Origin of the sequence: Streptomyces sp. NPDC090045 (assembly GCF_044747975.1) — a bacterium.
In the GTDB taxonomy this organism is placed as follows: Bacteria; Actinomycetota; Actinomycetes; order Streptomycetales; family Streptomycetaceae; genus Streptomyces.
In genome coordinates this window covers 150,525-175,339 of record NZ_JBIVFA010000002.1, presented here as the reverse complement: position 1 = coordinate 175,339, position 24,815 = coordinate 150,525, and the positions used below count along the sequence as shown (strand labels likewise).

The 24,815-nt window shown below is 69.8% G+C and carries 29 protein-coding genes; 7 read left to right on the top strand and 22 right to left on the bottom strand.

Annotated features, from left to right (window positions below; genetic code table 11):
- The first annotated feature begins 254 nt into the window (after positions 1 to 254).
- Together ACIPYQ_RS05740 and ACIPYQ_RS05735 are read left to right on the top strand one after the other, a co-directional pair.
- Complete coding sequence (locus ACIPYQ_RS05740; protein WP_401246531.1) at positions 255 to 1,154, top strand: DUF3152 domain-containing protein; 900 nt, start codon at positions 255 to 257, stop codon at positions 1,152 to 1,154.
- 48 nt (positions 1,155 to 1,202) lie between these two features.
- The gene (locus tag ACIPYQ_RS05735) at positions 1,203 to 1,568 is read left to right on the top strand and encodes a response regulator transcription factor (RefSeq protein WP_401246528.1); all 366 of its coding nucleotides are present in this window, start codon (positions 1,203 to 1,205) and stop codon (positions 1,566 to 1,568) included.
- Here the strand turns inward: ACIPYQ_RS05735 and ACIPYQ_RS05730 are convergent.
- From ACIPYQ_RS05730 to ACIPYQ_RS05670, 13 genes are all read right to left on the bottom strand, one after another.
- Positions 1,534 to 2,178: an imidazolonepropionase-like domain-containing protein gene (locus ACIPYQ_RS05730; RefSeq protein ID WP_401246525.1), complete on the bottom strand. Its 645-nt coding sequence runs from the start codon at positions 2,176 to 2,178 to the stop codon at positions 1,534 to 1,536. The genes ACIPYQ_RS05735 and ACIPYQ_RS05730 overlap by 35 nt on opposite strands.
- A gap of 13 nt (positions 2,179 to 2,191) precedes the next feature.
- The gene (mqnC, locus tag ACIPYQ_RS05725; protein ID WP_401246522.1) at positions 2,192 to 3,391 is read right to left on the bottom strand and encodes a cyclic dehypoxanthinyl futalosine synthase; all 1,200 of its coding nucleotides are present in this window, start codon (positions 3,389 to 3,391) and stop codon (positions 2,192 to 2,194) included.
- Positions 3,392 to 3,496: 105 nt separating this feature from the next.
- Positions 3,497 to 4,234, bottom strand: a complete 738-nt coding sequence (locus ACIPYQ_RS05720) for a prepilin peptidase (RefSeq protein ID WP_401246519.1) — start codon at positions 4,232 to 4,234, stop codon at positions 3,497 to 3,499.
- A 12-nt stretch (positions 4,235 to 4,246) separates the two neighbouring features.
- Complete coding sequence (locus tag ACIPYQ_RS05715) at positions 4,247 to 7,216, bottom strand: BTAD domain-containing putative transcriptional regulator (RefSeq protein WP_401246516.1); 2,970 nt, start codon at positions 7,214 to 7,216, stop codon at positions 4,247 to 4,249.
- A 49-nt stretch (positions 7,217 to 7,265) separates the two neighbouring features.
- Positions 7,266 to 7,730: a Tad domain-containing protein gene (locus tag ACIPYQ_RS05710; protein ID WP_361753768.1), complete on the bottom strand. Its 465-nt coding sequence runs from the start codon at positions 7,728 to 7,730 to the stop codon at positions 7,266 to 7,268.
- Positions 7,727 to 8,152, bottom strand: a complete 426-nt coding sequence (locus ACIPYQ_RS05705) for a TadE/TadG family type IV pilus assembly protein (protein ID WP_401246513.1) — start codon at positions 8,150 to 8,152, stop codon at positions 7,727 to 7,729. The genes ACIPYQ_RS05710 and ACIPYQ_RS05705 overlap by 4 nt, the downstream gene beginning before the upstream one ends.
- Positions 8,153 to 8,165: 13 nt before the next feature.
- A complete protein-coding gene (locus ACIPYQ_RS05700; protein WP_401247657.1) occupies positions 8,166 to 8,543 on the bottom strand; it encodes a TadE family protein in 378 nt (125 codons plus the stop codon).
- Positions 8,544 to 8,648: 105 nt separating this feature from the next.
- Positions 8,649 to 8,894, bottom strand: a complete 246-nt coding sequence (locus tag ACIPYQ_RS05695) for a hypothetical protein (protein ID WP_361753772.1) — start codon at positions 8,892 to 8,894, stop codon at positions 8,649 to 8,651.
- A 47-nt stretch (positions 8,895 to 8,941) separates the two neighbouring features.
- On the bottom strand, positions 8,942 to 9,877 hold the full coding sequence (locus tag ACIPYQ_RS05690) for a type II secretion system F family protein (RefSeq protein ID WP_361753774.1): 936 nt from the start codon (positions 9,875 to 9,877) through the stop codon (positions 8,942 to 8,944).
- Complete coding sequence (locus tag ACIPYQ_RS05685; protein ID WP_361753776.1) at positions 9,874 to 10,815, bottom strand: type II secretion system F family protein; 942 nt, start codon at positions 10,813 to 10,815, stop codon at positions 9,874 to 9,876. The genes ACIPYQ_RS05690 and ACIPYQ_RS05685 overlap by 4 nt, the downstream gene beginning before the upstream one ends.
- A gap of 7 nt (positions 10,816 to 10,822) precedes the next feature.
- Entirely contained in the window at positions 10,823 to 12,130 is a 1,308-nt protein-coding gene (locus tag ACIPYQ_RS05680; RefSeq protein ID WP_401246508.1) for a CpaF family protein, read from the bottom strand.
- Complete coding sequence (locus tag ACIPYQ_RS05675) at positions 12,127 to 12,993, bottom strand: hypothetical protein (RefSeq protein ID WP_401246505.1); 867 nt, start codon at positions 12,991 to 12,993, stop codon at positions 12,127 to 12,129. The genes ACIPYQ_RS05680 and ACIPYQ_RS05675 overlap by 4 nt, the downstream gene beginning before the upstream one ends.
- Positions 12,994 to 13,020: 27 nt before the next feature.
- Entirely contained in the window at positions 13,021 to 13,743 is a 723-nt protein-coding gene (locus tag ACIPYQ_RS05670) for a hypothetical protein (protein WP_401246503.1), read from the bottom strand.
- A gap of 250 nt (positions 13,744 to 13,993) precedes the next feature.
- On the opposite strand from ACIPYQ_RS05670, the gene ACIPYQ_RS05665 reads away from it, so the two are divergent.
- Genes ACIPYQ_RS05665 through ACIPYQ_RS05655 form a run of 3 tightly spaced genes read left to right on the top strand, consistent with a single transcriptional unit; the run spans position 13,994 to position 16,089 of the window.
- Positions 13,994 to 14,356, top strand: a complete 363-nt coding sequence (locus ACIPYQ_RS05665; protein ID WP_401246501.1) for a hypothetical protein — start codon at positions 13,994 to 13,996, stop codon at positions 14,354 to 14,356.
- A 45-nt stretch (positions 14,357 to 14,401) separates the two neighbouring features.
- Positions 14,402 to 15,055 carry a hypothetical protein gene (locus ACIPYQ_RS05660; protein ID WP_401246498.1) on the top strand — a complete coding sequence of 218 codons (654 nt, stop codon included), beginning with the start codon at positions 14,402 to 14,404 and terminating at the stop codon, positions 15,053 to 15,055.
- Entirely contained in the window at positions 15,043 to 16,089 is a 1,047-nt protein-coding gene (locus tag ACIPYQ_RS05655) for a hypothetical protein (protein WP_401246495.1), read from the top strand. Before ACIPYQ_RS05660 ends, ACIPYQ_RS05655 begins: the two co-directional genes overlap by 13 nt.
- Before the next feature lie 112 nt (positions 16,090 to 16,201).
- Here ACIPYQ_RS05655 and ACIPYQ_RS05650 read toward each other — a convergent pair whose 3' ends face one another.
- The 8 genes from ACIPYQ_RS05650 to ACIPYQ_RS05615 all read right to left on the bottom strand — a co-directional run bounded on the left by ACIPYQ_RS05650 (position 16,202) and on the right by ACIPYQ_RS05615 (position 23,303).
- Positions 16,202 to 16,897 (bottom strand): hypothetical protein, encoded by a 696-nt coding sequence (locus ACIPYQ_RS05650; RefSeq protein WP_401246492.1) that lies wholly within the window; start codon positions 16,895 to 16,897, stop codon positions 16,202 to 16,204.
- Positions 16,898 to 16,917: 20 nt separating this feature from the next.
- Positions 16,918 to 17,709: a hypothetical protein gene (locus tag ACIPYQ_RS05645; RefSeq protein ID WP_401246489.1), complete on the bottom strand. Its 792-nt coding sequence runs from the start codon at positions 17,707 to 17,709 to the stop codon at positions 16,918 to 16,920.
- Positions 17,710 to 17,743: 34 nt separating this feature from the next.
- Positions 17,744 to 18,337 carry a hypothetical protein gene (locus ACIPYQ_RS05640; RefSeq protein ID WP_401246486.1) on the bottom strand — a complete coding sequence of 198 codons (594 nt, stop codon included), beginning with the start codon at positions 18,335 to 18,337 and terminating at the stop codon, positions 17,744 to 17,746.
- A gap of 95 nt (positions 18,338 to 18,432) precedes the next feature.
- Positions 18,433 to 19,014, bottom strand: coding sequence for a hypothetical protein (locus ACIPYQ_RS05635; RefSeq protein WP_401246483.1), 582 nt, complete (start codon positions 19,012 to 19,014; stop codon positions 18,433 to 18,435).
- A 10-nt stretch (positions 19,015 to 19,024) separates the two neighbouring features.
- Positions 19,025 to 20,245 carry a mucin-2 gene (locus tag ACIPYQ_RS05630; RefSeq protein WP_401246480.1) on the bottom strand — a complete coding sequence of 407 codons (1,221 nt, stop codon included), beginning with the start codon at positions 20,243 to 20,245 and terminating at the stop codon, positions 19,025 to 19,027.
- A 96-nt stretch (positions 20,246 to 20,341) separates the two neighbouring features.
- Positions 20,342 to 20,692 carry a hypothetical protein gene (locus tag ACIPYQ_RS05625; protein ID WP_401246478.1) on the bottom strand — a complete coding sequence of 117 codons (351 nt, stop codon included), beginning with the start codon at positions 20,690 to 20,692 and terminating at the stop codon, positions 20,342 to 20,344.
- Positions 20,689 to 21,060 (bottom strand): hypothetical protein, encoded by a 372-nt coding sequence (locus ACIPYQ_RS05620; RefSeq protein ID WP_401246476.1) that lies wholly within the window; start codon positions 21,058 to 21,060, stop codon positions 20,689 to 20,691. Before ACIPYQ_RS05620 ends, ACIPYQ_RS05625 begins: the two co-directional genes overlap by 4 nt.
- Before the next feature lie 50 nt (positions 21,061 to 21,110).
- Positions 21,111 to 23,303: an alpha/beta hydrolase gene (locus ACIPYQ_RS05615; RefSeq protein WP_401246473.1), complete on the bottom strand. Its 2,193-nt coding sequence runs from the start codon at positions 23,301 to 23,303 to the stop codon at positions 21,111 to 21,113.
- A 78-nt stretch (positions 23,304 to 23,381) separates the two neighbouring features.
- On the opposite strand from ACIPYQ_RS05615, the gene ACIPYQ_RS05610 reads away from it, so the two are divergent.
- A complete protein-coding gene (locus ACIPYQ_RS05610; protein ID WP_401246471.1) occupies positions 23,382 to 23,627 on the top strand; it encodes a hypothetical protein in 246 nt (81 codons plus the stop codon).
- A gap of 5 nt (positions 23,628 to 23,632) precedes the next feature.
- Here ACIPYQ_RS05610 and ACIPYQ_RS05605 read toward each other — a convergent pair whose 3' ends face one another.
- Complete coding sequence (locus ACIPYQ_RS05605) at positions 23,633 to 24,202, bottom strand: hypothetical protein (RefSeq protein ID WP_401246469.1); 570 nt, start codon at positions 24,200 to 24,202, stop codon at positions 23,633 to 23,635.
- 203 nt (positions 24,203 to 24,405) lie between these two features.
- Here ACIPYQ_RS05605 and ACIPYQ_RS05600 point away from each other — a divergent pair, with 203 nt between their 5' ends.
- Positions 24,406 to 24,666, top strand: a complete 261-nt coding sequence (locus tag ACIPYQ_RS05600) for a WXG100 family type VII secretion target (RefSeq protein ID WP_361753810.1) — start codon at positions 24,406 to 24,408, stop codon at positions 24,664 to 24,666.
- Positions 24,667 to 24,815 lie beyond the last annotated feature (149 nt).

Below are 24,815 nucleotides of genomic sequence, written 5' to 3'. Positions count from 1 at the left end.
GGGTACGGCCCCATCCTCTCAGGCCGCGCCCCCTCCGGGCCGCCGGGGCTCCGCCACCCCCGGGCGACGGCCCGCGCGGCCCCCGGCGGGTCCACCCACCGCACGGATGTCGGAAACTGTTCCGAAGGACAGTTACGCCGCGACCCCGCGGACCCGTTGACTGACAGAGTGCGGCCCGGTGAGGGTCACCCACCGGACCGGCACCCGAATCGTGGCCGGCCCGGCAGTGGCCGCCGCGAACAGAAAGCTTCACGATGCCGGCAGGCCATTCCACCGGTCGCTCCAGCCGCAGCGGCCCGCGCGCCAAGCGCCGGGCCGAGCGGCGCAAGCGGCTGCGGCGCACGATCCTCCTCGGCTCGGCGGCACTGGTCGTGGTCTCGGCGACCGCGTACACGCTGCTTCCCGAGGACGACGGCGCGAAGACCGCCGCGGGCCGGACCTCGGCCTCGCCCGACCCGACGGACGCGGAGTCCGACGACGGCTCCGGGAACGCGGTCCCGCAGGGCGGCCAGAAGTCCCCCTCCCCCCAGCCCTCCGCGTCGCCGTCGGTGAAGCCCGCGGAGTCGCCCTCGCCGCAGTCCTCCCCGCCGGCCGCCCGGCCGGGTGTCTTCAAGGCCTCCGCCGCCGCCGGCAAGGCGCAGGGCAAGGGGCCCGCGCGGCGCTGGCGGATCGAGGTCGAGGAGGGCAGCGGGGTCGACCCGGAGGCGGCCGCCCGCTCGGTCGAGGCGATCCTCGGGGACCCGCGCGGCTGGACCAAGGACCCGCGGTACGGCTTCCAGCTCGTCGCGGCGGGCCAGCCCGTCGACTTCACCGTCAAGATCGCGACGCCCAAGACCACCGACAGCCTGTGCAACGTGGAAACGCCCGAGCTCATAGGCGAGACGAACTGCAGCTTGGGTCACACCGTCGTGGTCAACCTCAAGCGCTGGCAGGAGGGTTCGCCGCAGTTCAACGGCTCGCCCGAGGAGTACCGGGCGCTGATCGTCAACCACGAGGTCGGGCACGAGCTCGGCCGCGGGCACGAGTCGTGCCCGGGCCCTGGCCAGCCCGCTCCGGCGATGATGCAGCAGATCAAGGGACTCCTCGGCTGCAAGTCCAACGCCTGGCCGTACGACTCGAATGGAACCTACCTGTCCGGTCCGTCCGTCCTATAGGGGGAGAGAGCCGATCACAGGGCGGGTCGGCCGGGGCTAGGAGATCATGTGCGCGTCGTCAGCTTCAGCGTCCCCACATGGTTCCCCTCCTACGAGTCGTACGGGGAACCGGCCGGGCCGCAGACGCCGGACGAGGTCCTGCCCGCCGACGCGCCGTCCACCGAGACCCTGTTGACCGAGCAGGAGTCGGCCGTGTTCCTGTGCCTGGCCACCGGTGCCTCCAACAAGGAACTCGCGGTCGAGCTGCAACTGTCCGTCAGCACGGTCAAGTTCCACGTGGTGAACATAAGAGCCAAGCTCGGCGGGATCAGCCGCCTCCAGGCCTGCCTGCTCGCGGCCCTCGCCCGCGAGGACACCCGGCGCACCGAGGACGCACGCCTCAGCGGCGGCGGTGGAGCAGTCGCCCGCCGATGACCGTGGCCACGCACGTGGTCGCGCCCTGCGCGAGCAGCTCGGCCTCGTCCGCCACCGCGAAGACCGCGAAGCGGGCCACGACGCCCGGCTCCAGGTGCCCGTGGAAGGCCTCCCCGGCCGTGTCGCGGCCGGCGAGGGGATCCAGGGCGGGCCGCCCCTCGTAGGCGGCCGGCGGCAGGATCAGCAGCCCCGAGCGGGTCACCGCCGTGCGCACCGACGCGATCGCGAAGCGGCCGCACACCGCGACCACCCCGCGCGCGAGGAGCTTCTGCGTGCCGCGCCGGGCACTGTTGCCCCAGCGCGCCTCGGTCATCTTCAACGCTTCCAGCGCGGCCTCACCGCTGATGGGCTCGGCGCCGAGCTCGGGCACCTCGTACGGGTCGTCCGGGTAGTACGTGCGCTCCAGCAGCTCGTCCGCCCCGCGCACCTGCAGCCCCGGGGTGAGCACCCCGGGCCAGCGGCGGGTGCGCGCGTGCGGAAAGGCCGCGGCGAGCTCCTCGTACGGCCCCACGCGGGCGATCCGGTCGCCGTCGACGACGACCGCACCGCCGGGCAGCGGTGCGGAACCCGGGCCGGGGACGAGGAGTTCGGCGGTGTGCAGCGTCAGCATCGTCTCGGACGCTTCAGTTCGTGGAGATGAGCTTCAGTTCGGGGTGCGCCGTGCCGCCCTCGATGGCGGTGGAGGAGATGTGCGAGACGACGCGGTCGTCGGCCGGGTCGTTCGCCGGGTCGTCGTGCACCAGCAGGTGCTCGTAGGTCGTCGCGCGCTGCGCCGGGGTGCGGCCCGCCTTGCGGATCAGGTCGATGATCTCCTGGCGGTTGGAGCGGTGCTTGGCACCGGCCGAGGAGACGACGTTCTCCTCCAGCATGATCGAGCCGAGGTCGTCGGCGCCGTAGTGCAGCGAGAGCTGGCCCGCCTCCTTGCCGACGGTCAGCCAGGAGCCCTGGATGTGGGCGATGTTGTCGAGGAACAGGCGCGCGATCGCGATCATGCGCAGGTACTCGAAGATCGTCGCCTGGGTGCGGCCCTTGAGGTGGTTGTTCTCGGGCTGGTAGGTGTACGGGATGAAGGCGCGGAAGCCGCCCGTGCGGTCCTGCGTGTCCCGGATCATCGCGATGTGCTCGATGCGCTCGGCGTTGGTCTCGCCGGTGCCCATCAGCATGGTGGAGGTGGACTCCACGCCCAGCTTGTGGGCGATCTCCATGATCTCCAGCCAGCGCTCGCCGGACTCCTTGAGCGGGGCGATCGCCTTGCGCGGCCGCTCCGGCAGCAGTTCGGCGCCGGCGCCCGCGAAGGAGTCGAGGCCGGCGGCGTGGATGCGCTGGATGGCCTCCTCCGCCGAGACGCCCGAGATGCGGGCCATGTGCTCGACCTCGGACGCGCCGAGGGAGTGGATGACCAGCTGCGGGAAGTCCTTCTTGATGGCGGAGAAGTGGTGCTCGTAGTACTCGACGCCGTACTCCGGGTGGTGCCCGCCCTGGAACATGATCTGCGTGCCGCCGAGCTCGACGGTCTCCGCGCAGCGGCGCAGGATGTCGTCGAGGTCGCGGGACCAGCCCTTCTTCGTGTCCTTGGGAGCCGCGTAGAAGGCACAGAACTTGCACGCCGTGACGCACACGTTCGTGTAGTTGATGTTGCGCTCGATGATGTACGTCGCGATGTGCTCGGTACCGGCGTAGCGGCGGCGGCGCACCGCGTCCGCCGCCTGGCCGAGCGCGTGCAGCGGCGCGTGGCGGTAGAGGTCGAGCGCCTCTTCCTTGGTGATCCGGCCCCCCGCGGCGGCGCGGTCGAGGACAGACTGGAGAACGGCCTGGTCGGTCACCGGTGCGTCACCTTTCGGCGGTGTGTCTGTGTCAAGGTCCGGACCGATCCAGCCTACGCCAGGGCTCGGGCGGGTTTCGGGCACACCCCCCGAAGGCCGCTCGGCTCAGCCGAGCCCGCCGTAGACCACACCCGCCAGCGCCCCGGCGAGCATGTACGGGCCGAAGGGCATCGCGGTCTTGCGGCCGGCCCGGCGCAGCAGCATCAGGCCGAGGCCGTGGACCGCGCCCGCGAGGAAGGCCGCGAAGGTCCCGGCGAAGAGCACGGGCCAGCCGTACCAGCCCAGGACCTGGCCCAGTGTGAGCGCCAGCTTGACGTCACCGAAGCCCATGCCACGGGGGTTGATGAGGAAGAGCGTGAAATAGCAGGCTCCGAGGGCGACACCGCCGAGCAGGGCCGTCGGCCATGAGCCGGCTGTCCCGTGGAGCAGCGCGGCCAGGCCCAGGCCCGCCGCCGTCGCGGCCCCGAGCGGCAGGGTCAGTACGTCGGGCAGCCGGAACACCGCCCGGTCGACGAGGGCGAGCAGGACGCCGAAGGGCGTGAGGGCCAGCCACACGAGCAGTTCGGGGCGGGCGCCGACGGCCACGGCGAGGGCCGTGCACGCCGCTACGACGAGGAGCACCGGGACCGGGGCAGGTGCGTACGCCCCGGTGTGCACGCCGCAGGACGGGCACACCGCGCGGCCGAGCCATCCTCCGGCCGGGCCCGTCAGCGGATGCCCGGCCGGGCACCGCGTACGCCACGGGTCGTCGGGGCCGACGGAGAGCCGGTAGGCGGCGCGCGGCACGAGGAGGCCGGTGGCGGCGCCCCACCCGGCGGCGCCGGCCACCACGAAGGCCTCCATGACGTCCATCCGTCAGCCCGCCGCCGCGCTGTCGTCCCGCCAGGTGGGCAGCAGCTCGTCGAGGAGGGCCGTCGTGCGCGGCGGCAGACCCCGGCCGCCGCCGAGTTCGGCGGCGCGCGTGGTCAGCGAGGCGGCGAGGGACGTCAGGCGCCCCGTGTCGCCGGTGGCGTGGGTGGCCCGCAGGAGCTCGTTCCACAGCCTCTCGTCGGCGGGCGACAGGGTCAGGGCGCTGGAGAGTGCGGCGATGGCCTGCTCGGGCTGGTCGTTGCCCAGCCGGTGCTCGGCGAGGGCCAGGGCGACATCGGTGACGAGCAGCGGCAGCTGCGCGTCGATGATCTCGTGGGAGAGCCAGCCGTACCGTCCCTCGGGCCGGTCCGGGAGCAGGCCGCCCCGTACGAGGTCCAGTGCGTCGCTGAGCAGACGCTCGCGGATGCCGGCGTTGCGGGTGCCGCGGCCCTGAGTGGCCTCGTGGTGCAGCGACCGCACCACGTCGAGATCGGAGACGACGGAAGGGGCCAGGGTGAGCCGGCCGGCGGCTCCCGCGCGCAGCCGGGCAGTGCCGTCGGGATCGGAACCGAGCCACTCCCGCAGTCGCTCGATCAGCGCGTCCCGGACGTCGTCGGTCACACCGCGGGGCCACAGCGCGGCGGCGAGCACCCGCGGGTTGACCCCTTCGCGGTGCAGCAGGAGCATCGCCAGCGCCTCGCGCATCAGGGCCGCGCGGTCGGGATCCGGGGACTCCAGGCCGATGATCTCGAAGGGGCCCATGAGCCGGGCGTAGACCGCCGGGCGGCCCTGCTCGGTGACGTCCACGAGGAACGGCGGAGCACCCGGGTCCGGGTTCGGGTCGTGACCGGCCCCGCCGTCGGCGTCCCTGAAGAGCTGTACGACGGCTTCGTGCTGGGCCCGGGGCAACGTCTGGGCCCGGAGTTCGAGGCCCAGCACCGGGGCGAGCAGCCGGCCGTCGGAGGTGACCTCCAGCTCCCAGACCGCACCGGGGAGGTTGTTCACGGCCGTACCGATGAGGTAGCCGATGCCGAGACGGGCCGCGCCCGTTCCCAGTGCCGCGAGCTCGGCGGCCTGGGCCTCGGTCGGTTCGGCGGCGAGCAGCACGAGGTGCGGCGCCCACCGGTTGTTCTGCGCGTGGCCGCTGCGGCCGGTGAGGATGGAGTCGTGGCCCGCCGCGCCCAGCGCGCCGGCCCGCTGCCGGGTCTCGGCCTCCATGACGGGCAGCAGGTCCTCGATCGTGGGCAGGTGGCGCAGCCGGGAGGGGGCCAGCGCGCCGAGCTCCTCGCCGAAGCCGACCAGGGTGATCGCCATCCGGTCCGACCAGCCGTTGGTGGCGAGTTCGGCGGCGATGGAGGACATGACCGCGGCCCGGTCCTCCGGGCCGCCGGTCAGCGAGACCACGCCCGGTACGGATTCCAGGTTCAGCAGCAGCCGGTTCCCGTCGACGGTACCGAGGCTGACCAGCCCGGGGTAGGGGGCCGCCGTGTCGCCGGCCGGGGCGGCTTCGGCGGCGGCCTCGTCCAGGCGCCAGACCGTCTGGTCCTGGCCCTGCTGCCACGGCGCGGGCGGGGCGTCCTCCCCGTCGCCGAGCTGGAGGTGGATCTCGCCGCCGACCAGCCAGGCCGCGTACACGGTCGGCAGCGGGCGGGAAGCGGCGGTGAGCGCCTCGGACAGGCGGCGCAGGGAGCGGTCGAGGCGGCGTACGGCCTCGGGGTCGGCGCCGACGAACAGTGCGTCCTGCACGTTGGCGGCCTCACCCGTGGGGACGGGCGGCGGCGTGGCAGCGCGGCCGGTGACCGCGCCCATCGCGGACTGCCACAGGGCGGTGCGGCGACGGCGGCCGAGCGCGGCCAGCAGGCCCGCGGCCAGCAGCGGGGACGCGAGGAGGGCCTCGGGGAGGCCGAAGGAGGAGTCGTCGGCGTCCGCTGCCTGCGCATGGTCGCCGGTTCCGGCGGCGGAGCCCTTCGCGGCGTCGGCGTGGCTGTCCGCGGCCCCGGACCTGTCCTGCGTGGCCCAGTCCCGGGGGAGGACGATCTGCGTGGTGTCGCGGTCCACGGACCCCGTGGACGCGGCCGCGCCCTTCTCGGCCGTGTTGCCCGAGCCCAGCGCGTGGTCGCCGCTCTTGGAGTACTCCACGATCTGCTCGCGTACCTTCTCGGACACCTTCGGCGCCTCGTCCGGCATCTCCACGAGGTCGCCGCCGTACGCGTCCGCGGGCATCTCCATGATCCAGCCGGGCCGGATCAGGCTGGCCTTCGAGAGCTTCTCGCCGTCCGGCTGCACCCGGTCCTTGTTGAGCTCGTAGATCTCGGAGTAGCGGCGGCCGTCACCCAGGTGCCGTTCGGAGATCTCCCACAGCGAGTCGTGGTGGCGGCCCTCGGGAGGCTGGATCCGGTAGAACTTCGTGCCGTCCTGCTTGGCCTGCTCGGCCGCCTGGCGGTCGGACTCCGCCTGCTCCGCGGCCCGGTCCTGGGCCGCCTGCTGCGCCTGCTGCCCGGGGGTCTGCTGGGCGGAGGCCGTCACGCCCGGGCGGTGCTGGTCCTCCAGGGACTGGCCGAGCTGCGAGAGACCGGGGGCGAAGCTCGCCGCTCCCGCGGTCACCAGGAGCAGGGCCGCGACGAGTTGCCGGGCGAGGGCCTGGCTCGCCCCCGCGGCGGGCACGCGCGTCGGCATGCCGAAGCCGGACACGGCGGCCTTGACCTCGACCAGGACGCACGCCGTGAACTGTGCCCAGGCCAGCCACACGACCACGGACAGCACGTAGATGAAGGTGTCGACCGTGATCTGCTGCTGGAGCAGGTCCAGCGACGGCACCTCGTCCGGGAACGGCCACCCGATCTGCGACGCGAGCGCCACGGGGACGCCGAACACGAGGGCGGCCAGCGCCAGGAACGCGAGGAACGCCTTGACGAAGTCGCCGAAGGTCCGTCGGGGTCTCGGTGCGGCGCTCGTACGGGAGGTTCTGCGTGCCATGGCGGCTTCCTGTGTGGAGAGGTGCGGTGGGCGGGACGGGTGGGGCGGACTATCCGGTCAGGGACTCGGCGGTCGCTCTGCCGCGTACCGTGACCGGTCCGCGGTGGTACAGGCCCAGCACGGGACGGTAGGTGAGCTGGATCTCGACCTGGACCCGCTGTGCGTCGGCCGCGATACAGCCGGACGCCGTCTGGTCAGGGAGCGACATCTCCGCCTTCTGGGTGAATTGACGCACCCTGGCGCCACAGTTCTGGTACCTGATCGGGGCGCCGCCCGTGCCCGCGTAGAGGGCGGCACGGTCGATGTCCTGCGCCGCGTACCGCGCGGCCTGCTCGGCTATGTCCGCCGCCCGCTCCCGCTGGGCGATCGACATGCCGCCGTCGACCACGAAGGCGGCCAGGGCCAGGAAGAGGATGCTGAAGATGATCAGGGCGCCGGCGCCGGAACCGCGGTCGTCCAGGGCCGCTCCGCGCGCCGCGAGGCGGGCCCGCAGCCCGTCCAGGAGGTTTCTCATGCCGCCCTCCGGTAGGGGTCGAGCGGCGAGATGGCCTTGCCGCTGATCCGGGTCGGGACGTCGAGGCCGAGCATGGCGAGGCCGCGGATCTCGCAGGAGACCTCCACCTTGAAGACGTCGCCGGGTTCGAACCCCGCGCTGGTCTTCGTCACCGTCACCGGGCCCGAGCAGACATCGCGCAGATCGGCCTCGGCCGCCCTGCGGGCCTCGGCCATCGCGGTGTTCTGGTCCCGCTGGATGGAACCGGCCCGGGCCGCGTCGCGCGCGGCGCCGTCGACCGCCCCGCGCCCGTTCGCCAACTGGCCGAACGCGACGAGGACCAGGATGAAGAGGAAGAAGACGGGGGCGATGATGACCACCTCGATGGTGGAGATCCCCCGGTCGCCGGCCACGCGGTCACGTGCCCACTGTTCTGTCCACATGGTCAACGGACCGTCACCCCCCGTCCTGCACGAAACGCTCGACCGGCCCGCTCGACTGTGCGTGGATGGTCAGGTCGAGCCCGGGCACGATGCTCGGCGCGTGGGCCGTGATCTCTACGCGCACCGTGTCCGGCGCCGGCTGGTCGGTCACCACGACCGGCCTGAGCACCAGCTGCGGCCCGAGCTGCTCGATGTAGCTGTCCACCGTCGCACGCGCCTTGCCCCGCCAGCCACCCGGGTTGGCGTCCGCCGACGCCCGCGCCTCGCGGGCACCCGCCTGGGCCGCTGCCTGCGCCACCTGCTCCGCGAAGGAGTACATGGCGAACTGGACCGCCGCGAAGATCATGAAGAACAGCAGCGGTGTGAGGAAGACGAACTCGATCGCGGACATGCCGGAGTCGCCCCGGACGGAGGCGGCCTCCGTCCTGCGGCGTACGGCGCCGCGCAGCCGGGCTGCGCAGCGGATCACGGCGTCGGTCACGGGATGGGACTGCTGCTAGCAGGTCTTGGACTGGTTGGCGCCCTTGATGCAGTCGCCGACCTTCTTGGCGCCCTCGCCGAGCGCGGCGTTGATGATCGCCGCGACGACCCCGACGATCGCCACGACGACCGCCGAGATGATGACCCATTCGACGGCCGACGCGCCGCGGTCCAGCTCGCCCGAGCGTGCGCGCTGCACACGGCCCTGCAGGAAGATGACCAGGAAATCGACAGCCGGGTGGCTGTTGCGGAAGCCGTTCACGAGGAAGTCCTCTCGAAGAGTGGGGGAAGGGGGGTGGTTCGGGGGGGTCAGGCGCCTTGGAAGACGCGCATCGCCGCCGGGTAGATCAGGAAGACCAGGAAGCCGGCGCACAGCAGGAGTTGGGCCACGAGCATCGACTGCGACTTCTCGCCGGCGCTGCCCTCGATCTCGGCCATCTCCCGGTGCCGCATCGTTTCGGCGCGGGAGGCCAGGGAGTCCCGTACCTTCGCGCCGTCCTCCGCGACGAGGCCGAGCGCGCTCGCCAGGTCCTTCAGCTCCTCCACGCCCAGCTCCTCGCCGAGCGTGCCGAGCGCCTGCCACTGGCTGGTGCCGGTGATCCGGGCGTCCGCCAGGGTGTTGCGGATGCGTCGCAGCGCCCAGCCGTCGCTGATCTCGGCAGCGGCCATGAGCGCCTCGGGCAGACCGCGGCCGCCCGCCAGGTTCATCGCGACCAGGTCGAGATAGGCGCCGATGACGCGCCTCAGGTCACGGCGCTTGTCCGCCGCGTCCCGCCGTACCTCCAGGTCGGGGAGGAAGAAGAAGACGGCTCCGCAGACCAGAGCCATCCAGACCGGGATGACGGGTCCGCTGGCGAGGCTGAGCGTCCAGACGATCGCGAAGAGGAACGGGCCGAAGAACAGGCCCGCCGCACCCAGCAGGATCTTCGTCGCCAGGAAGTTCTCCCAGCTGCGCTCCAGCACGTTCAGGTCGGCCCGCAGGGAGCGCTGTTCCCAGCCCTGCTGCCGGTAGAAGTCGGCGATCCGGACGCCGACACCGGCCCGGAACGCACCGAGCCGCCCGGAGTCCTCGTCCTGCTGGGCCGTGCGCGTGGGCGACTCGTACAGGGCGCCGCGCGCCCGCATCGCGTCGATCCGGGCCACGGTCGCCACCGCGCCGCGCTTCGAGGGCACCAGGGCCCGTACGAGCGCGTAGATGCCGAGACCGAGGATCGCCCCGATCACGACGGGAAGGGTGAGGTTCACCTCGGACCGACCTCCTCACGTTCGGACGGGGGCTGCACGAAGCGCACCGGCTGGGCGTCGTGGACCAGGAAGCGCTCGGGCGTCTCGATCGTGGACAGCTTGCGCAGCCACCAGAAGCCCAGGGCGAAGAGGCCGCACACGCAGGCCAGGACCATCTGACCCACCGGCGAGTTGTAGGGGGACACGAAGTCCGGGTTGAAGATCGACAGGCCGAGGACGAAGGACACGCTGACGCCGACGACGATCTGCACGCTGCGCCTGGTGCTGGAGCGCTGGGCCATCACGCGCTGGCGCATGTCGACCTCTTCGCGGGCCGACTTGGCCAGCGCGCCCAGGACCTGGCGCAGACCGGGGCCGCGCAGCCGGGCGTTGAGGATCAGCGCGGCGACGATGATGTCGGCGGACGCGTCGTCGATCTCGTCGGCGAGGTGCTGGAGGGCGTCCGGCAACGGCATGCGGGCCCGCAGCCGGTCGACCAGCGTGTCCAGGTGGGGGCGCAGGGCAGGGGCCGCGGCGCGGGCGGACGCGGGGATGGCCTGCTCCAGGCCGACCGCCCCTGCGATGGTGTCGCGCAGCGACTCGGTCCAGGACGCCAGGGCCTCGACGCGGCGCATCGCGGTCCGCTCTTCGGCGGCGCCGCCGAAGAGACGGTCCCAGAAGAAGACGAGTACACCGGTGGCGATGCCCGCCACCGCCCAGCGGGTCAGCAGCAGGATGGCCAGGCCGGCACCGATCGCGAGGGAGCCCCGCCGGCCGGCGAACCGGGCCAGTTCGGCGAGACGCTCTCGGGAACTGGCCTTCTCGTGTTCGGCCTTGACCGGGAGGCCGCGGATGGCGGCGGTGAGCAGGGCGAGCCCGCCGCCGACCACCAGGCCGCACACCAGCGCGTACAGGACGGGCAGCGAGAAGAGCCCGCCCATGGAGGTGATGCCGTTCATGTCCGCCTCACCCCCAGGATCCGCTGGGTCGGTAACCGAAGGGAACGAGCTCGTCTATGCAGGAGATCGGGGCGTGCGCGACGACCCGGCCGTCGGCGGTCTCCGCGAACACCTCGCTGGAGAGCACCCGGCCGTCGACGCCGTTCACCTCACGCACGGAGGTGACGACACGGCGGAGCCGGCCCCCGCTCTGGAAGGCGTTGCGGCGCTGGACGAAGACCACGAAGTTGATGGCTCCGGCCACCAGCATCTGGCTGGCCTCGATGGGCAGCCGTTCGGCCGCCTGCAGCGCGTACGTGGAGATGCGGCTGAAGACTTCGCTGGAGCTGTTGGCGTGGATCGTGGAGAGCGAGCCGTCGTTGCCCTGGGACATCGCGTTGAGCATGGTGACGATCTCGTCGCCGAGCACCTCGCCGACGATGACCCGGGAAGGGTTCATACGCAGCGAACGGCGCACCAGCTCGGACATCATGATGGCGCCGTGGCCCTCGGAGTTGGGCAGTCGCTCCTCGAAGGCCACGACGTTGGGGTGCAGCTCCGAGAAGGTGTCGAGGCCCAGCTCCAGGGCCCGCTCCACCGTGATGAGGCGCTCGTGCGGCGGGATCTCGTTGGCGAGCGCGCGCAGCAGCGTGGTCTTTCCGGCGTTGGTCGCGCCCGCGATCATGATGTTCTTGCGGGCCCGGACCGCGCAGGACAGGAAGTGGCCCAGCTCGGGGGTGAGCGTGCCGTTGCCGACCAGGTCCGACATGAAGACCTTGCCCATGCGGGACCGTCGGATGGAAAGCGAAGGCCTGCGGGTCACGTCCATGACGGCCGACAGGCGGGAGCCGTCGGGCAGCCGCAGGTCGAGCTGGGGGTTGGCCGAGTCGAAGGGGCGGGAGGAGAGTCCGGAGTAGGCGCCGAGGACCTGGATCAGCTCGACGAGTTCCTCGTCGGTCTCGGCGACCGGCTCGCCGCGGACCTCGTTTCCGTTCGCGTATCCGACGAACACCTGGTCGCAGCCGTTGATGTCGATGTTCTCGACTTCGGGGTCGTCGAGCAGGGGCTGGAGCCGGCCGACGCCGAAGAGCGCGGCGTGGACGGCCGCCGCGAACTGCTCCTCGGTCTCGGCGTCGAAGGGGGTCCGGCCCGCGTTGATCTCGCCGCGGGCGTACTCCTCCAGGATCTGGGCGATGACGGCGCGAGCGTACTGGCGCTCGTCCTCGCCGGACATCTGCATGAGCCCCGACAGCTGGTCCACGCGGCGCTGCTCGGCGATGCGGTCGCCCGCCTCCTGCCGGAACCGCTTGACGAGCTGGTGGTCCACGGCGCTCATCGGGCCGTGCCCGGGGCGGAGCCGGAGGAGGGACCGCCGTAGCCACCGGGGCCAGTGGGAACGGCCCACGCGGCCCCGTACTGCTGGTTCAGATCGAAGGAGATCTGACGGGCGGACCGGATCAGCAGGGACTTGTCCAGCCGGCCTCGCCGGCGCCCTGCCAACTGCTCCGCACCCTGGAGGTCGTACGCGAGGGTGCCCATGACGCGGACACCCGAACGGGAGGCGACCAGCATGTCGTTGACCTGGTTGGACACCTTCGACGAGTCCTTGGGGTCGGCCACCAGCAGCACCCCCAGCTGCGGGCCGGTCAACTGTGCGGCGCCACGCTGCGAGCCCTGCAGCCGGGCGGAAAGGGCGAGGGCCCTGTCCCGCACCCGGGCGATGCTCTCGGGCTGCGTCCGGGCCACCAGCAGCACCAGGCTCGCGTGGGCGAACAGCTCCAGCGCGGGGCCGTCGCCGCTGACGCGTCCGCAGTCGGCGATGACGTCGGCGGGTGCGTGCGGGGACTCCGCGAGCGTGGCGAACGCCCGGCCGAGCAGCGGCCACTGGCCGACGAGGCCCGCGGACTGCTCGGCGGAACCGAGGCCGACGAGGACGTCGAGGCCGCCGGACATCGTCTGGGCGTGGTCCCAGAGCTGGTCGGGGGCGAGGCCGCGACGCGCGGTCGCGGCGATCGACAGCATGCCGGAGTTGGGGTTGAGCGGTCCGCCGTGGGCGGCCGAGCTGCGGTATACGAGGTCCCCGCCCGCGGGGTCCGCCTCCGCGAGCAGCGCGCGACGCGGCCAGACGGCCGCGAGCGCAACGGCCGTGGTGGTCACGCCAGGTGACCCCTTGTCGGCGGCGAGTGCGATGAGCGCCATTTCTTCTGCTTCCTGTGCGCCCGTGAATCAGTTGGCGGCCGACGGGATCAGCACCAGGGCGACCTGTCCGGCCGCGGCCGCCTGGGTCAGTGGCGCGATCTCGTTGGCACTGACCATGACGGTGACGGGCAGGTTGCCGCTGCCGATGGTCTCGTCGCTGCTGACGACGACGTCGTTGACCTTGGCGTCCTTCACGAGCAGCGTGTTGGCCTCGCCGGCGCCGGGCGAGCCGGTGCTCCCGGGCTTGGCGGCGGCCGAGTCCGCGGTCACGCGGTAGGCGGAGACGTGGTCGCCGACCTTGAGCCCGGTGGGGTACTGGCCCTCCTTGAGGGACAGGCCGACGTAAGCCTTGCCGTCCGGCAGGCCCTTGCCCTCCGAGAACATCTCGCCGATCGCGATGGTGCCCTTGACCAACGTGTTCTTCGCCTGGAGCTGCTTCAGCGATTCCCGCTGCTCCCAGCGGACGTAGTGGACGGCGGGGTCGTCCGCCACCATCACGGGCGTCATGTTGCCGTTGGTGACGGACTTGCCCGCGGGGATGTCCGCCGAGATCCGGACGACCTCGATGCGATCACCGGCCCGCAGGACGAGCACGGTGGCGCCGAGGGCGCCGATGAGGATGAGCAGCACCGCCAACGCGGCGAGCGCGGGCTTGCGCTCCCGCCCCGAGGAGGGCAGCCGCTCACCAACGCCCTGGGCGGACCCGGAACCCCTGTGGTTCGGCGAGCCCGCACGTTCCTGGACCTTCACTCCAACGCTCCCCCGTGCACCCGCGACAGACAAAACCGGTCATCCATGAACAGAACATTGCCTGTTGATGAGCTGACCGGACTATAGAAAAGCAAGATGATCGCACGGTAGCAGTAGCACATAAGCACCTCAAGGCGAGTTCGCCTCTGTGGGGCGCGGCGGCCCATAAATGAGTACGCGTACTCAGACGACGCCCCCTCCAAGTGGGGAGGATGGGGCCACGACCACCCCACAGCCGGAGGAGCTCGCGATGCACACCCCGTCGACCGGCCCACCCCGGCCGCGCACCCGGCCCCACGGAGCCTGGTACGCCGCACCGGCGGCACTGCTGCTCGCCGCCCTCGCCCTCACGGGTGTCGGCGTGACCGCCGGCCTACTCCTCACCACGGGCAAGCACTTCGCATGCGACGCCACCACCGAATGCGCGAAGACTCCTTACGAGCCCGGCTACCAGGCGCCCGCCTGGCCGCATGGGCCCTTCATCGCCGCGGCGGTGTGCGGGTGCGTCGCAGTCGCTACGTTCGCCGCAATCCTCCTCGCCCGGCGGCGCGGCGCCGATCCCGTCGGGATCCAGTCACATTCGCCCTGGCGAAACCATTCTCCGCGCGGGTAGCGTCTGAACGCTTCGGATGACCCTCGCCCCAACAGGAGCCGCCCAGTGAACCGCCGCACTTTGCCCGTTGCAGTCGCCGCTGCGGCAACTGCCGCCCTGTTCCTGTCCGCATGCGGCGGGGGTGGCGGCAAGACCAACGACAAGATCGCGGGCTCGGAACAGAGCGCGACGCCGTCGGCGCCGGCGTCGGCGAGCGCGAGCCCGTCCGACACGGCGGGCCGACCGAAGATCACGCTGCCGGCGGACTTCAAGAACGAGTTCGAGGGCTGGACCACGGGGGATCCCGTGAAGGACGCCCTCCTCTCGGACATCAGCCAGCGGATCAACGCCACCGACGCCGCGATCGCAAGCGATGAGGCCGAGTCTGCCGCCATCCCCTTCTACTACAAGGGTGAGGCGCTCCTCGGCGCCTCGACATGGATCGCGAAGCTCAAGAACGACGGGCTGACGCCGACAGGGTCTGCGCGCTATTTCAACCCGCAGATCGAGATGTTCAACGAAACCTCCGCAGGCGTCGGCTACTGCTCGGATGAAGGCAAGGCGTTCGCCAAGGAGCGAAAGACCGGCAAGGTTCTCACCACTCCCGTTACCGACAACTCATACGTCACGTACAGGATCAGGGTGGACAAGAACCCGCAGGGTGTATGGCAAACGACGCAGCTCGTCTCGCAGAGGGGGGACAAGAAATGCACGCCGTAAGACGACCTTGGCGGAACTGGCTGGCCACTGGAACCGTAGCCACCGCGATTGCACTCCTGCCGGGAACCGCAGCGGCAGACTGGCCACCGACGGACTCTCAGGGAGGTCAGACCACCGGCACGCGGCAGGGCCAGGCCCTGGAATCCAAGGTCAGTTTCAGCGGGTCCACCAACGGATCAGGGGGCAACAAGGGCAAGGGTTTCGTCGCCGCCAACAACTGGACGCCCCCTGCGTGCTGGTACGAGCCCCGCTCTCCCGCCGAATTCCAGGCGGCCGTCGAGGCCTTCTACAACGACACCGTCAACTATCCCGGCCAGCACAGCTACGCGAAGACCGCCGTGGGGCAGTACCGGGACATCTACAAGAACGGCAAGTACAAGAACTACAACCTCGACAAGGCCGGCCAAGGAGCCTTCTGGGTCGCCGCCTACGACCCTGCCCGCAGGAACGATCCTGCAGCCTCTGCCTGTAGTGATCTGCCCGAGTGGGTGCCGAATGGCACCCCTCCCCCCTTCCGTCAGGCCATCACACCGCAGATCCTCGCGGAGGCCGCCTACAGCCGGATCTCGATCCCGGACTCCGAGGTTTCGCTGGCTCCCGCTGCCAACACCAAGGTCAACCTGCCCACGTGGGCGTGGCTCGACAAGGGCGTCTTCAAGCCGGTCAGTGTCACCGCCACACTCGACGCGGGTGGTACCACTCTCTCGGCCACCGTCACCGCGACCCCGCAGTCGATGCGGCTGAAGCCCGGCACCCAGGACGCCACGCTCCACCCCGGCTCGGGTGAGTGCACGATCAACGACGGCAGTATCGGAGCCCCGTTCGCAGCGGGTTCGGAGAGCCAGACCCCTCCGTGTGGAGTGACCTACCTGCGCTCCTCCGGCAGCGGCACGTACCCGCTCCAGGCCACCGTCACCTGGGCGGTCTCCTGGACGAGTACCAACAACGCGGCCCCCACCCAGCTTCCCCCGGGCACCTTCGAAGGCGAGCCCCAGAACGTGACGGTCCAGGAGATCCAGGCCGTCACCCGCTGACCGCACAAGCGCGAGAAGCAACCCGAACAAAGCCCGCCGGGAACCATCCCGACGGGCTTTTTCACGCCTGCACCAAGAAGATTCCGGGCAAGGGACGGGACGAGCTGGGTGCTCAGAAGTCCGGCAAGTCAGCTCGGCTCAGCATGCGCCCTGGCAGGGAGTACAAGGCGCCGCCGAAAGTGAGATTGCGGGTGTACATGCTCTGCAGCGCAATCGCGAGACCGACGTCGACATTGTCGATGTCCCCCTCCGCGACGCCGGAGATCGTCCGAGGGTGTCTCCACTGGGAACGGTTCGTGGTAACGCTGGCTCCGTCACGCAGGAGTACGTGCTGACGCTTACCGGCCAGCGCCTGGTAACGGTAGTCGCGCCCACAGACGTTGATGCGCAGTGCGCGTCCGCGCCTCGTCAAGGCCAGGCGCCGTCGTTTGAACAGCGCCGGCCACTCATTCACGTTCAACTGCATCTCGGCCATCCGCAGGTAGTTGCGGAAGCCTATGGCGATGAAGGTGACCGTCGGAAAATTCTCGCCCCAGGCCGCTCCGACGAGCAGGTTGGCGTGACGGTCGACCCGCTCCAGCGGAAACTTCAGCTCGATGGGTCCGAATCCCTGCACGGATCCTGACCATGCATGGGTGGATGCCTTGTAGACGAGCCCCTCGGTGGCGCCCGCGTAGGAAAGTTCAAATGGGATGCTGTGCATCCGGCGCCCCTCAGTCGAGCCGAAAGAGCCACTGCCCAGGCCGGACAGGACCGTGAACAGTGCGGGGCCGCCGCCCGCCGGGGAAACCTGGCGGGCGGCGGCCACGCACTGCGCCCTCACGAGGGTCAGCCGAGTTCCGAGCCCTCCGGGAGGAGGTCGGCGATCGCCTGCCACAGCTCCTTGGCGTTGGTGCGGCGGACCCGCAGCGGGCTCTCCAGGGTGACGTCCCCCTCGCGTACGGGCTCCACGGGCAGCTCTCGGACCCAGTAGCCCTCCATCCCGCAGTCCCAGACCGCCAGACCCGTGAAGGTCGGCTCGGGGTTCTCGACGTGGGCGTTCTTCCACACCACCGTCATCCGCCACATGCAGTTGAGCTGCGCGAGCACCTCGACCAGCCGCGCCGGGGCGCCCGTCTCCCGTACGACTTCCTCGGTCTCCACGCTCCCCCGGCCGGACTCCATGCGCACCATCAGCGCGTCGAGTTCACCGGTGGTCGAGGTGATCACCTCGGTGAAGTCCAGGCCGTTCAGGACGTCCTCGTGCAGGTCGACGCTCCGGGCGAGGGCCGGGACGAGCAGGGGTGCCTCCACCGGGAGGTACTCGGACTCGGACTCGCCGGGCCAGCCCTCGTGCACGAAGACGAAGTCGTTGCCGATCACCGCGCCACTCTCCAGGACGCCCTGGGGACCGGTTATCTCCGTACTGACGATGACGCGCGGCTCCATCAGCGTGGCGACCAGCGGGTAGAGCTCGCCGGTGATGGATCCGTCGTCTCCGACGATTCCGGCCGAACGGAGTTCGGTCAGCGCTGTGTCGAGCTCGCCTGGCACTGATTCCTCTTCCACGAGGAGGCCGAGCACGCTGATGTGGGAATCGGCGAGGCGCAGTCGACGTCGGGCTGCGTCAATCGAGGGCATGTCATATTCCTTTGGGACTAAGTCGGTTCGGTGCTCAGATGTCCGGCAGATCTGCCCGGCTCAGCATTCGGCCGGGAAGGGAATACAAAGCGCCGGCGAAAGTGAGGTTGCGGGTGTACATGCTCTGCAAGGCGACCGCCAGGGCGATGTCGACGTTGTCGATGTCCCCCTGTGCCACGCCGGAGATCGTCCGGGGGTGTCTCCACTCCGAACGGGTCGTGGTGACGGTGGCGCCGTCACGCGTGAGCGCGTGCTCACGCTTGCTTGCAAGCACCTGGTAGCGGTAGTCACGCCCACAAATGTTGATGCGCAGGGCGCGCCCCCGCCGCGTCACGGCCAGGCGCCGCCGCTTGAACACCGCTTCCCACTCGTCGTTGACGGTCAACTTCATCATGGCCATCCGCAGGTAGTAGCGGAAGCCGACTCCGGCGAAGGTGACGGAGGGGAACTGCTCTCCCCAGGCTGCGGAGAGCAGGACGCTCTGGTTCCTGTCGATAATCTTGATCGGAAACTTCATTTCGATCTGCCCGAATCCGGGCACATCTCCCGACCATGCGTGAGTCGTGACGCGTTCGATGTATCCCTCGGCCGGCCCTCGGTAGGTAAGTTCGAATGGAATGTGGTGCATTCGGCGCCCCCTTAGTCGAATGGATCGAGTTTACTGCCCGGTCTCCTGGCGACTCCGATGGGAGCACGGGAGGCTACGGCCCGGGATGATCGACGTCACATCGCGTCGAACCTGCTGAAGAAGCGCCCGGGCCAGGAGTAGACCGCACCCGAGAAGGACAGGTTGCGCGTGTAGACGCCCTCCAGCACGACGGCCAAGGCGACATCGAGCCCGTCGGCCTGCCCCTGGGCGGTACCGGAAATGGTGCTGGGCAGTCTCCAGTCCGAACGGGACATCCTGACGGCGGCGCCGGCCCGGCTCAGCTCATGCTGCCGCTTGCTCCCGAGCACCTGGTAGCGGTAGTCCCGTCCGTCGATCCTGATGCGCAGCGCGCGCCCCCGTTTCGTCAGCCCCAGATGCCGACGCGAGACCCGTGCCGGGCGGCCGTCGACGCTGAGCTCAATGCCGGCCATCCGCGGGTATCCGCGAAACGGCACTCCGCTGAACAAGACGTGCGGCAGCCCGACTCCGGAGACCGTGGTATGACCGGAGAATCCCCCCATATCCCGGTTGACCGGAAACGCCAACGAAATGGGACCAAGTCCCGACACCGAACCGGACCACGAGTGAGTGAGCACGGCGGGGTGGTGCGTGTTGTTGTGGTCCACGTATGCGAGCCCGATGCGCATGGTGTTCATTCGGCAACCCTCAGTCAAATGGGTTGTATTTGCTCACCAGGTTCTTGGCGCCATCGGCCAGCTTTCCCGCACCCTTCGAGATCACCTCACCCGCCTTGCCCGCAGCGTCCGCCACCTTGCCCGGCCACTGCTTGACCTTATCCCAGTTGTCCCATATCGCGAGCCCTCCGTAGACGAGTCCGGTAACCGCGACCGCACCGATCGTCCACGGGTTGGGTGCAATCATCGCGGCCGTCAGTGACGCGTTGAAGAGCACGCCCGAGACGTCCTTCGCGTATCCGACCTTGTCCTTCTTGAAGGCCTCGACCGGGTTGCCCTTCTGATACAGCTCGAAGGCACCCACACCCGTGGCGACGACGCTGCCCACAACGCCGGCGCCTCGAATCCATCCAGCGGTCTTCAGAGTGGCTCCTGCGCCTGCGGCGAATCGCGAGAAGCCCCCGCCGCCCATCGCCCCCTGCAGGCGCGCCGCCGGTCCTGCAACCTTGAGGAGATTCGCTTCCCAGGCCCACAATTTGCCACCGTGGAGAGCGGCGTACGCGTTGTTGCCCGCCAGGAAGTTGAGCAGGGGAGGTGGCATCATCCGGCCGACCCGTCCGCCGTAACGGGCCATTCCATGGGTGAAGGTCGACCCTTGGCCGCGCAGCATCTGCGCAAGGAAGGTGCCCGGCGCCTTCAGCGCCTTGCCATCCGGCCCCCAGTACTTCTTGAGGTCCCACAGCGCCTTGCCGCCCTTGAACAGAGCGGTGGGAGCTGTCGAGATGAATTCGACCAAGTCGTAGTAATCGGCGACGACCTCGCCCATGTTCTTGTCACCGGTGATCTTGGCAACGGCGTCGCTCTTCATCCGGTTCTGCCAGTCGGTGTACGTCTCGCCCTTCTGGCGCTTCACCCAGTCGAACTTGCCGTCGTCGGCCAGGGAGGCCGCGCCCGCCAGGATCGCCAGCTGGGGGTTGAGCGCCAGCAGCGCCGCGTCCTCGGCCGAGAAGCCGGCCCACAGGAAGCCGCCCGTCGGGTCCCCGTCCTCCGCGCGCATGATGCCGGCGCGCTTGCGCAGGTCCGGCGCCGTTTCTCCCGTCCAGGTCTGGATCGGCCTCAGAGGGCCGAGCTTCGCCGTGACGCCGAGCGACGCCGCGCGCGTGAACGCCTCGGCGATCTTGTCCTGCGATCCGCCCCTGCCGTCCAGCAGCTTCGCGAGCTGCTCCAGGTCCTTCGGGTTGGCCTTCCGCATCGCTAACTCCCCCGTGCGAACATGCGTACAGTCCTACAAACTGCGCAGCATATACGGGCGGTTGAGCCAAAGTGACCAAGGGGCCTCCACATCGCGTCAGCGAAGCGGAGTGACGCTTCCGGTAAAGGTCAGCCCGCGGCCGGAGGCGTACAGGCGGCCCCGCCCCACGCCCGCCTTGGAGACCCTGGCGGACCGGTCGTCGCTGTCCGTCGCCTCGGGAGCCACGCGCCAGCCGTGTTCCGCCAGGTACTCCGTACTCGCGCGCAGCAGTGAGGCGTTGGACGCCGTCTCCTGCGGGTCCCAGCCCGCGATGCGGGCGGAGTCGGCGTCGAACTCGTCGTCCGGGTACACGGCCCCGGGTGCGGCCGCCCTGATCGCGGCCCGGATCTCGGCGGACAGGACGGCCTCCGGGACGGTCTCCCGGCTCGGCTCGGGCACGCCGGTCACGCGTCGCCCTCCAGCAGACCGGCGAAGGAGATCGCGGGAGGCTGGACTGCGAAGGAGCCACTGCCCAGGCCGGGCAGGACTGCGTACAGCGCGGAGTCGGCGGAGGGGGCCGAGGGGGCGGAGGAGTCGGTCTCGGCCTCCTGGATCGTCCAGCCGGCCTCACCCAGCGCCGCTACGAGGGCGGCGGTCAGGTCCTCGAACGACCGGGTCTCGGACTCGTCGAAGGCGGTGACCGAGACGGCCTCCGGCGACACGGGCGAGGGCAGGTTCATCAGCGTGGCGTCCGCGAGGACCGCAGTGAGCACCGCCCCGGCCTCCTTCACCAGGCGGTTCCGGTCCCTCTTGCCCTGCCCGTTGTGCTGTCCCATGCCCTGTCCCACCAGTCCTTCCCGATTCCCCGCACACCCCCGCCGTGAGCCTAGCCAAAGACGAACTTGACCACGCTCTTCCCGATGTCCTTGCCCTTGTCGACCGCCTTGCCGCCCGTCTCGGCCGCGGAGCGGGCGATATCACCGCTCTTGTCCACGAACGTGTTCTTGGCGTCGTTCAAGCCCCCGGCTATGTCGGGCACCTTGTCGAAGATCTTGTCCTGCGCGCCGTCCGCGATCTTCCAGATGTCCCCGGCGTTCTCGCCCGCTTTCCAGGGCCGCACGAAGGTGTCGCCGAGCTCCAGGACCACGTTCCCGCCGTCCTTGAAGAGCCCTCCCGTCAGGTCCTTGGTGTCGTTGTAGATCTGGGCGCCGTCCTTGCCGAGCTCCGTACCCATTTCCTTGACGTGCCCGCCGATCTCCTCGGCCCCCTGGTCGACGATGTCGCCGAACTGCTTGACGTTGTTCGCGATCCGGTCGACCTCCAGAAGCTTGACCACCGGCCACGTGGTCACGTACAGCAGGTGCTCCGAGGCGATCTCCGCCGCCTTGCCCGCCGCGGCGGCGACGAGGTCCGGGACACCCTTGTCCTTCGCCGCCTGGTACGCCTGCTTGTACGCGAGGTTGCCGGCGAGGTCGTTGATCTTGCCGAACAGCTCGTCCGGCGGCACGCGGTCCCACATGTTGTGCTTGCCCAGCACGGAGTGGACCTCGACCAGGAGTTCCTTCACCCCCATGCGTCCCGCGAAGTGGGCCTGCACCGCCGCGTCGAGGTCGCCGCCCATCTTCACCACGACGTCCGGCGGGATCTTCCCGTGGAGGAAGCCGACCATCTCGCGCGCCTCGGCCGCGCCGACCTGCTCGTCGTCGAGGGAGGTGTGCGTGAAGGTCAGGGACTTGGCGTCGCCGCCGAAGAAGATCCGGTGCATGTTGGCCAGCGACCCGGTCTTCGAGCTGTAGTACTGCGAGTGACCGCTCGCGCCGTCGGTCGCGAGGCGGGTGATGTCCTTGAAGTCCGCAGGGTCGTTGCCGTGGCCCTGCGTGTACGACACCCAGTCCCCGGGCGCGCGCATGGCGAAGAACTTGGTGTTCGGCATCTTGAAGTCGGCGACGGAGTTGATGTTGGGGCCGAGGCCCGGACTGCCCATGAAGGTGACGTTGTCGACGTTCGTCAGCCCCGCCTGCAGCGCCTTGCTCGTGACCAGCGTCCCGTAGCTGTGGGCGAAGATGTCCAGCCCGGCGTTCGGCTTCAGGTTGACGGATATGCCCTGGCGGAACGCGTTCAGGGCCGCCCCGCCCGTGAAGGCCTTCGCCGGGTCCACGGAGTCGCCGAGCTCCGGGGTGTCGTAGCCGAGCCAGCTGACCACGGCCGTACCCGGCTGCTCGACCCCGTCCTCATCGGCGACGAGTTGGTACCCGCCGTCCGAAAAACCGTTGAAGTTGTCGAGACGGTTGGTGATGCCCGGAACCCGGAACGCGACATTGTCCGCTTTCTCCAGGTCACCCACCACCTCGGCGATCCGGCCATCCGGGAAGGGCGTCGCCTTGGCATCGGCAGTCGAGCCGAAGTGAGGATCGAAGACCAGGAACTGCCTTGGCACCTCGACTTGCATCTTCTGGCCCGTGTTCGGGTCGAGGAAGGTCTTGACGCGCGGGTTCATGAAGCTCCGCAGCGTGTCCACGCGCTCCTTGGTGCGCTTGTACGCGGCGTCCGTAGGCTTGAGCGTCGCCAGGTACGCGGCTTCCTTGGTGTACTCCGACTGAATCGTCAGCCGGTTGGCCGCAAAGCGGACATTGACCGGGACACCGTCCAAGTTCCCGACAAGCAACGGATCCGTGGCCGCGAGCGCCGCCTGCTGTGCGGGAGAGAGTTTGGCGAAGTAGTCCTTGACCGCCTGGGCACGCTGCTGCGGAGTGCCGTTCTTCTGCTCGTCGAGAAGTACCTTCAGATCGGTCTGGAGCTTCTTGCCCGCCTCCGGATCACCGGCCACGCCCGGGGGCAGCCCGAACGCCGCGAGAGTGTCGAAGGGCGATTCGGAGGGGGACCGCAGGATGTTCGCGCGGCGCCGCAGGTCTTTGGCCGTGTCCCCCAGCCAGGAGGCGATCGCGAGCAGACCGGCTACGTGTCCGCCCGCATCGAGTGCGGATGCCCTGCTCTTCAGCTGGGGAATCGCGCCGGCCTTGCTGTCCAGCGATTTCGCCAGTCGGTCGAGCATCTCGGGATCAGCAAAAACCATGGCCATGGCGGCGTATCGTACTGCTGCGGGCGATTGGATGACCAGCGAAGCGATCAACTAGGCGGAGATGCGGGGCGATTTGCCATGGGGGCGAACGAAGCAGCCGATTTGCGGAAGTTGGCCGCCGACATCAGGGTCTTGCTCGACGAGCCCATCGAGATCGCCGCGGACCGCAACGCGAAGCCGGGCGAGCAATGGCAGGGCCCCACCGCGACCCACGTTCGCGGGGAACTCGCCACGCGAAAGACACGCCTGGGAACGATGGCCACCGACTTGGAGAAGGAGGCCGGTAGCCGGAAGGACAAGACTTCCCCGAACCAGCCCAACTGACCTGCTCACTCCTTCATGTACTTCGGGTTCCGGAGGCAGTCCGTCACGATAACGGCGGAGAGCTTCGGGATGACCGCACCCGATGTCGTCTTGAACGGGTACGCGATGACCATGACGCTGCCGGCGCCGGGCTTGTCCACGTACTTGATCACTCCGTCCGGCTTGCTGACAGGCGTGGTGTCCTGCCGCTGACCCGCCTTCCACTCTCCCTGACTCACGAGACGGCTCACCACTCCACTCGCCAGCTCCTCCGGCGAACGTCCGTCCGGGGCCACTCCGGTCAGGTCGACATCGAAGGTGGACTTCACCTTGCTGGCGTCCTTGCCGTCGAGAAGGTCCGGGCCTCCGCAGTCGGCGTTGCTCCGCAAGCCCTCCTGAGGCTCGACCCCCGGCATCGCCGGCTTCATCGCGTCCCGGACACCCGGGAGCATGGCTTCCAGGGCGTCCTGGTACGTGAGGCCGCTCTCGTCACCCTTCTTCGGCCCCGATTCCGACCCGGAACCGGGCAGCACCGAGCAACCGGAGAGCGCCGCCGCCACGAGGACGGAGCACGAGATCTTCCGAATGGTTCCCATACGCAACTCTTCGTCACCGTCCTGGTTCCGTCGGTCACCGGCACCCGGTCAGGGCGGTGCTGGGCCGCCACTCTGGTCCCTACGGGCTCAGCATAGTCACGGACGCGCGTTCGGAAGAGGGATCCATTTCGCTTAGAGTTGCGATAGCGTCCGTTGATGCGAACGGAGCGTCCGTCGTTCACAGTTACACGGGGAGGGCCGCCATGGATCGTGGCGCAGATATCAAGCAGCTCAGGGCACTGTCGAAGCTGTTCAGCACGAAGGCCGGAGACCTTCAGACGCTGATCAACAACCTGAACTCTTCCACCTCCGGTAGCACCGGCTACTGGAAGGGTCCGAAGTCGGACCAGTTCCGCCAGGAGTGGGAGACCGCTCGCGGAACGTTCACGAAGTGGGTCGACACCCTCAACGACGCCAGCAAGTCGGCGTCCACCAGCGCCGACAACATCGAGCGCGCCACCTGATCGGTCCTGCGACCGTTGGGCACACACGGCGGCGGGGGGGGCCCCCCGGAAAGAGGGGGGGGGCCCCCCCCCCGGGGGGCCGGGTGGGGGGTGTGATTTGGGTGTGGGGGGGGCGAGTGTGGTGGGGGGGGGTGGCGGCGGAAGGTGTG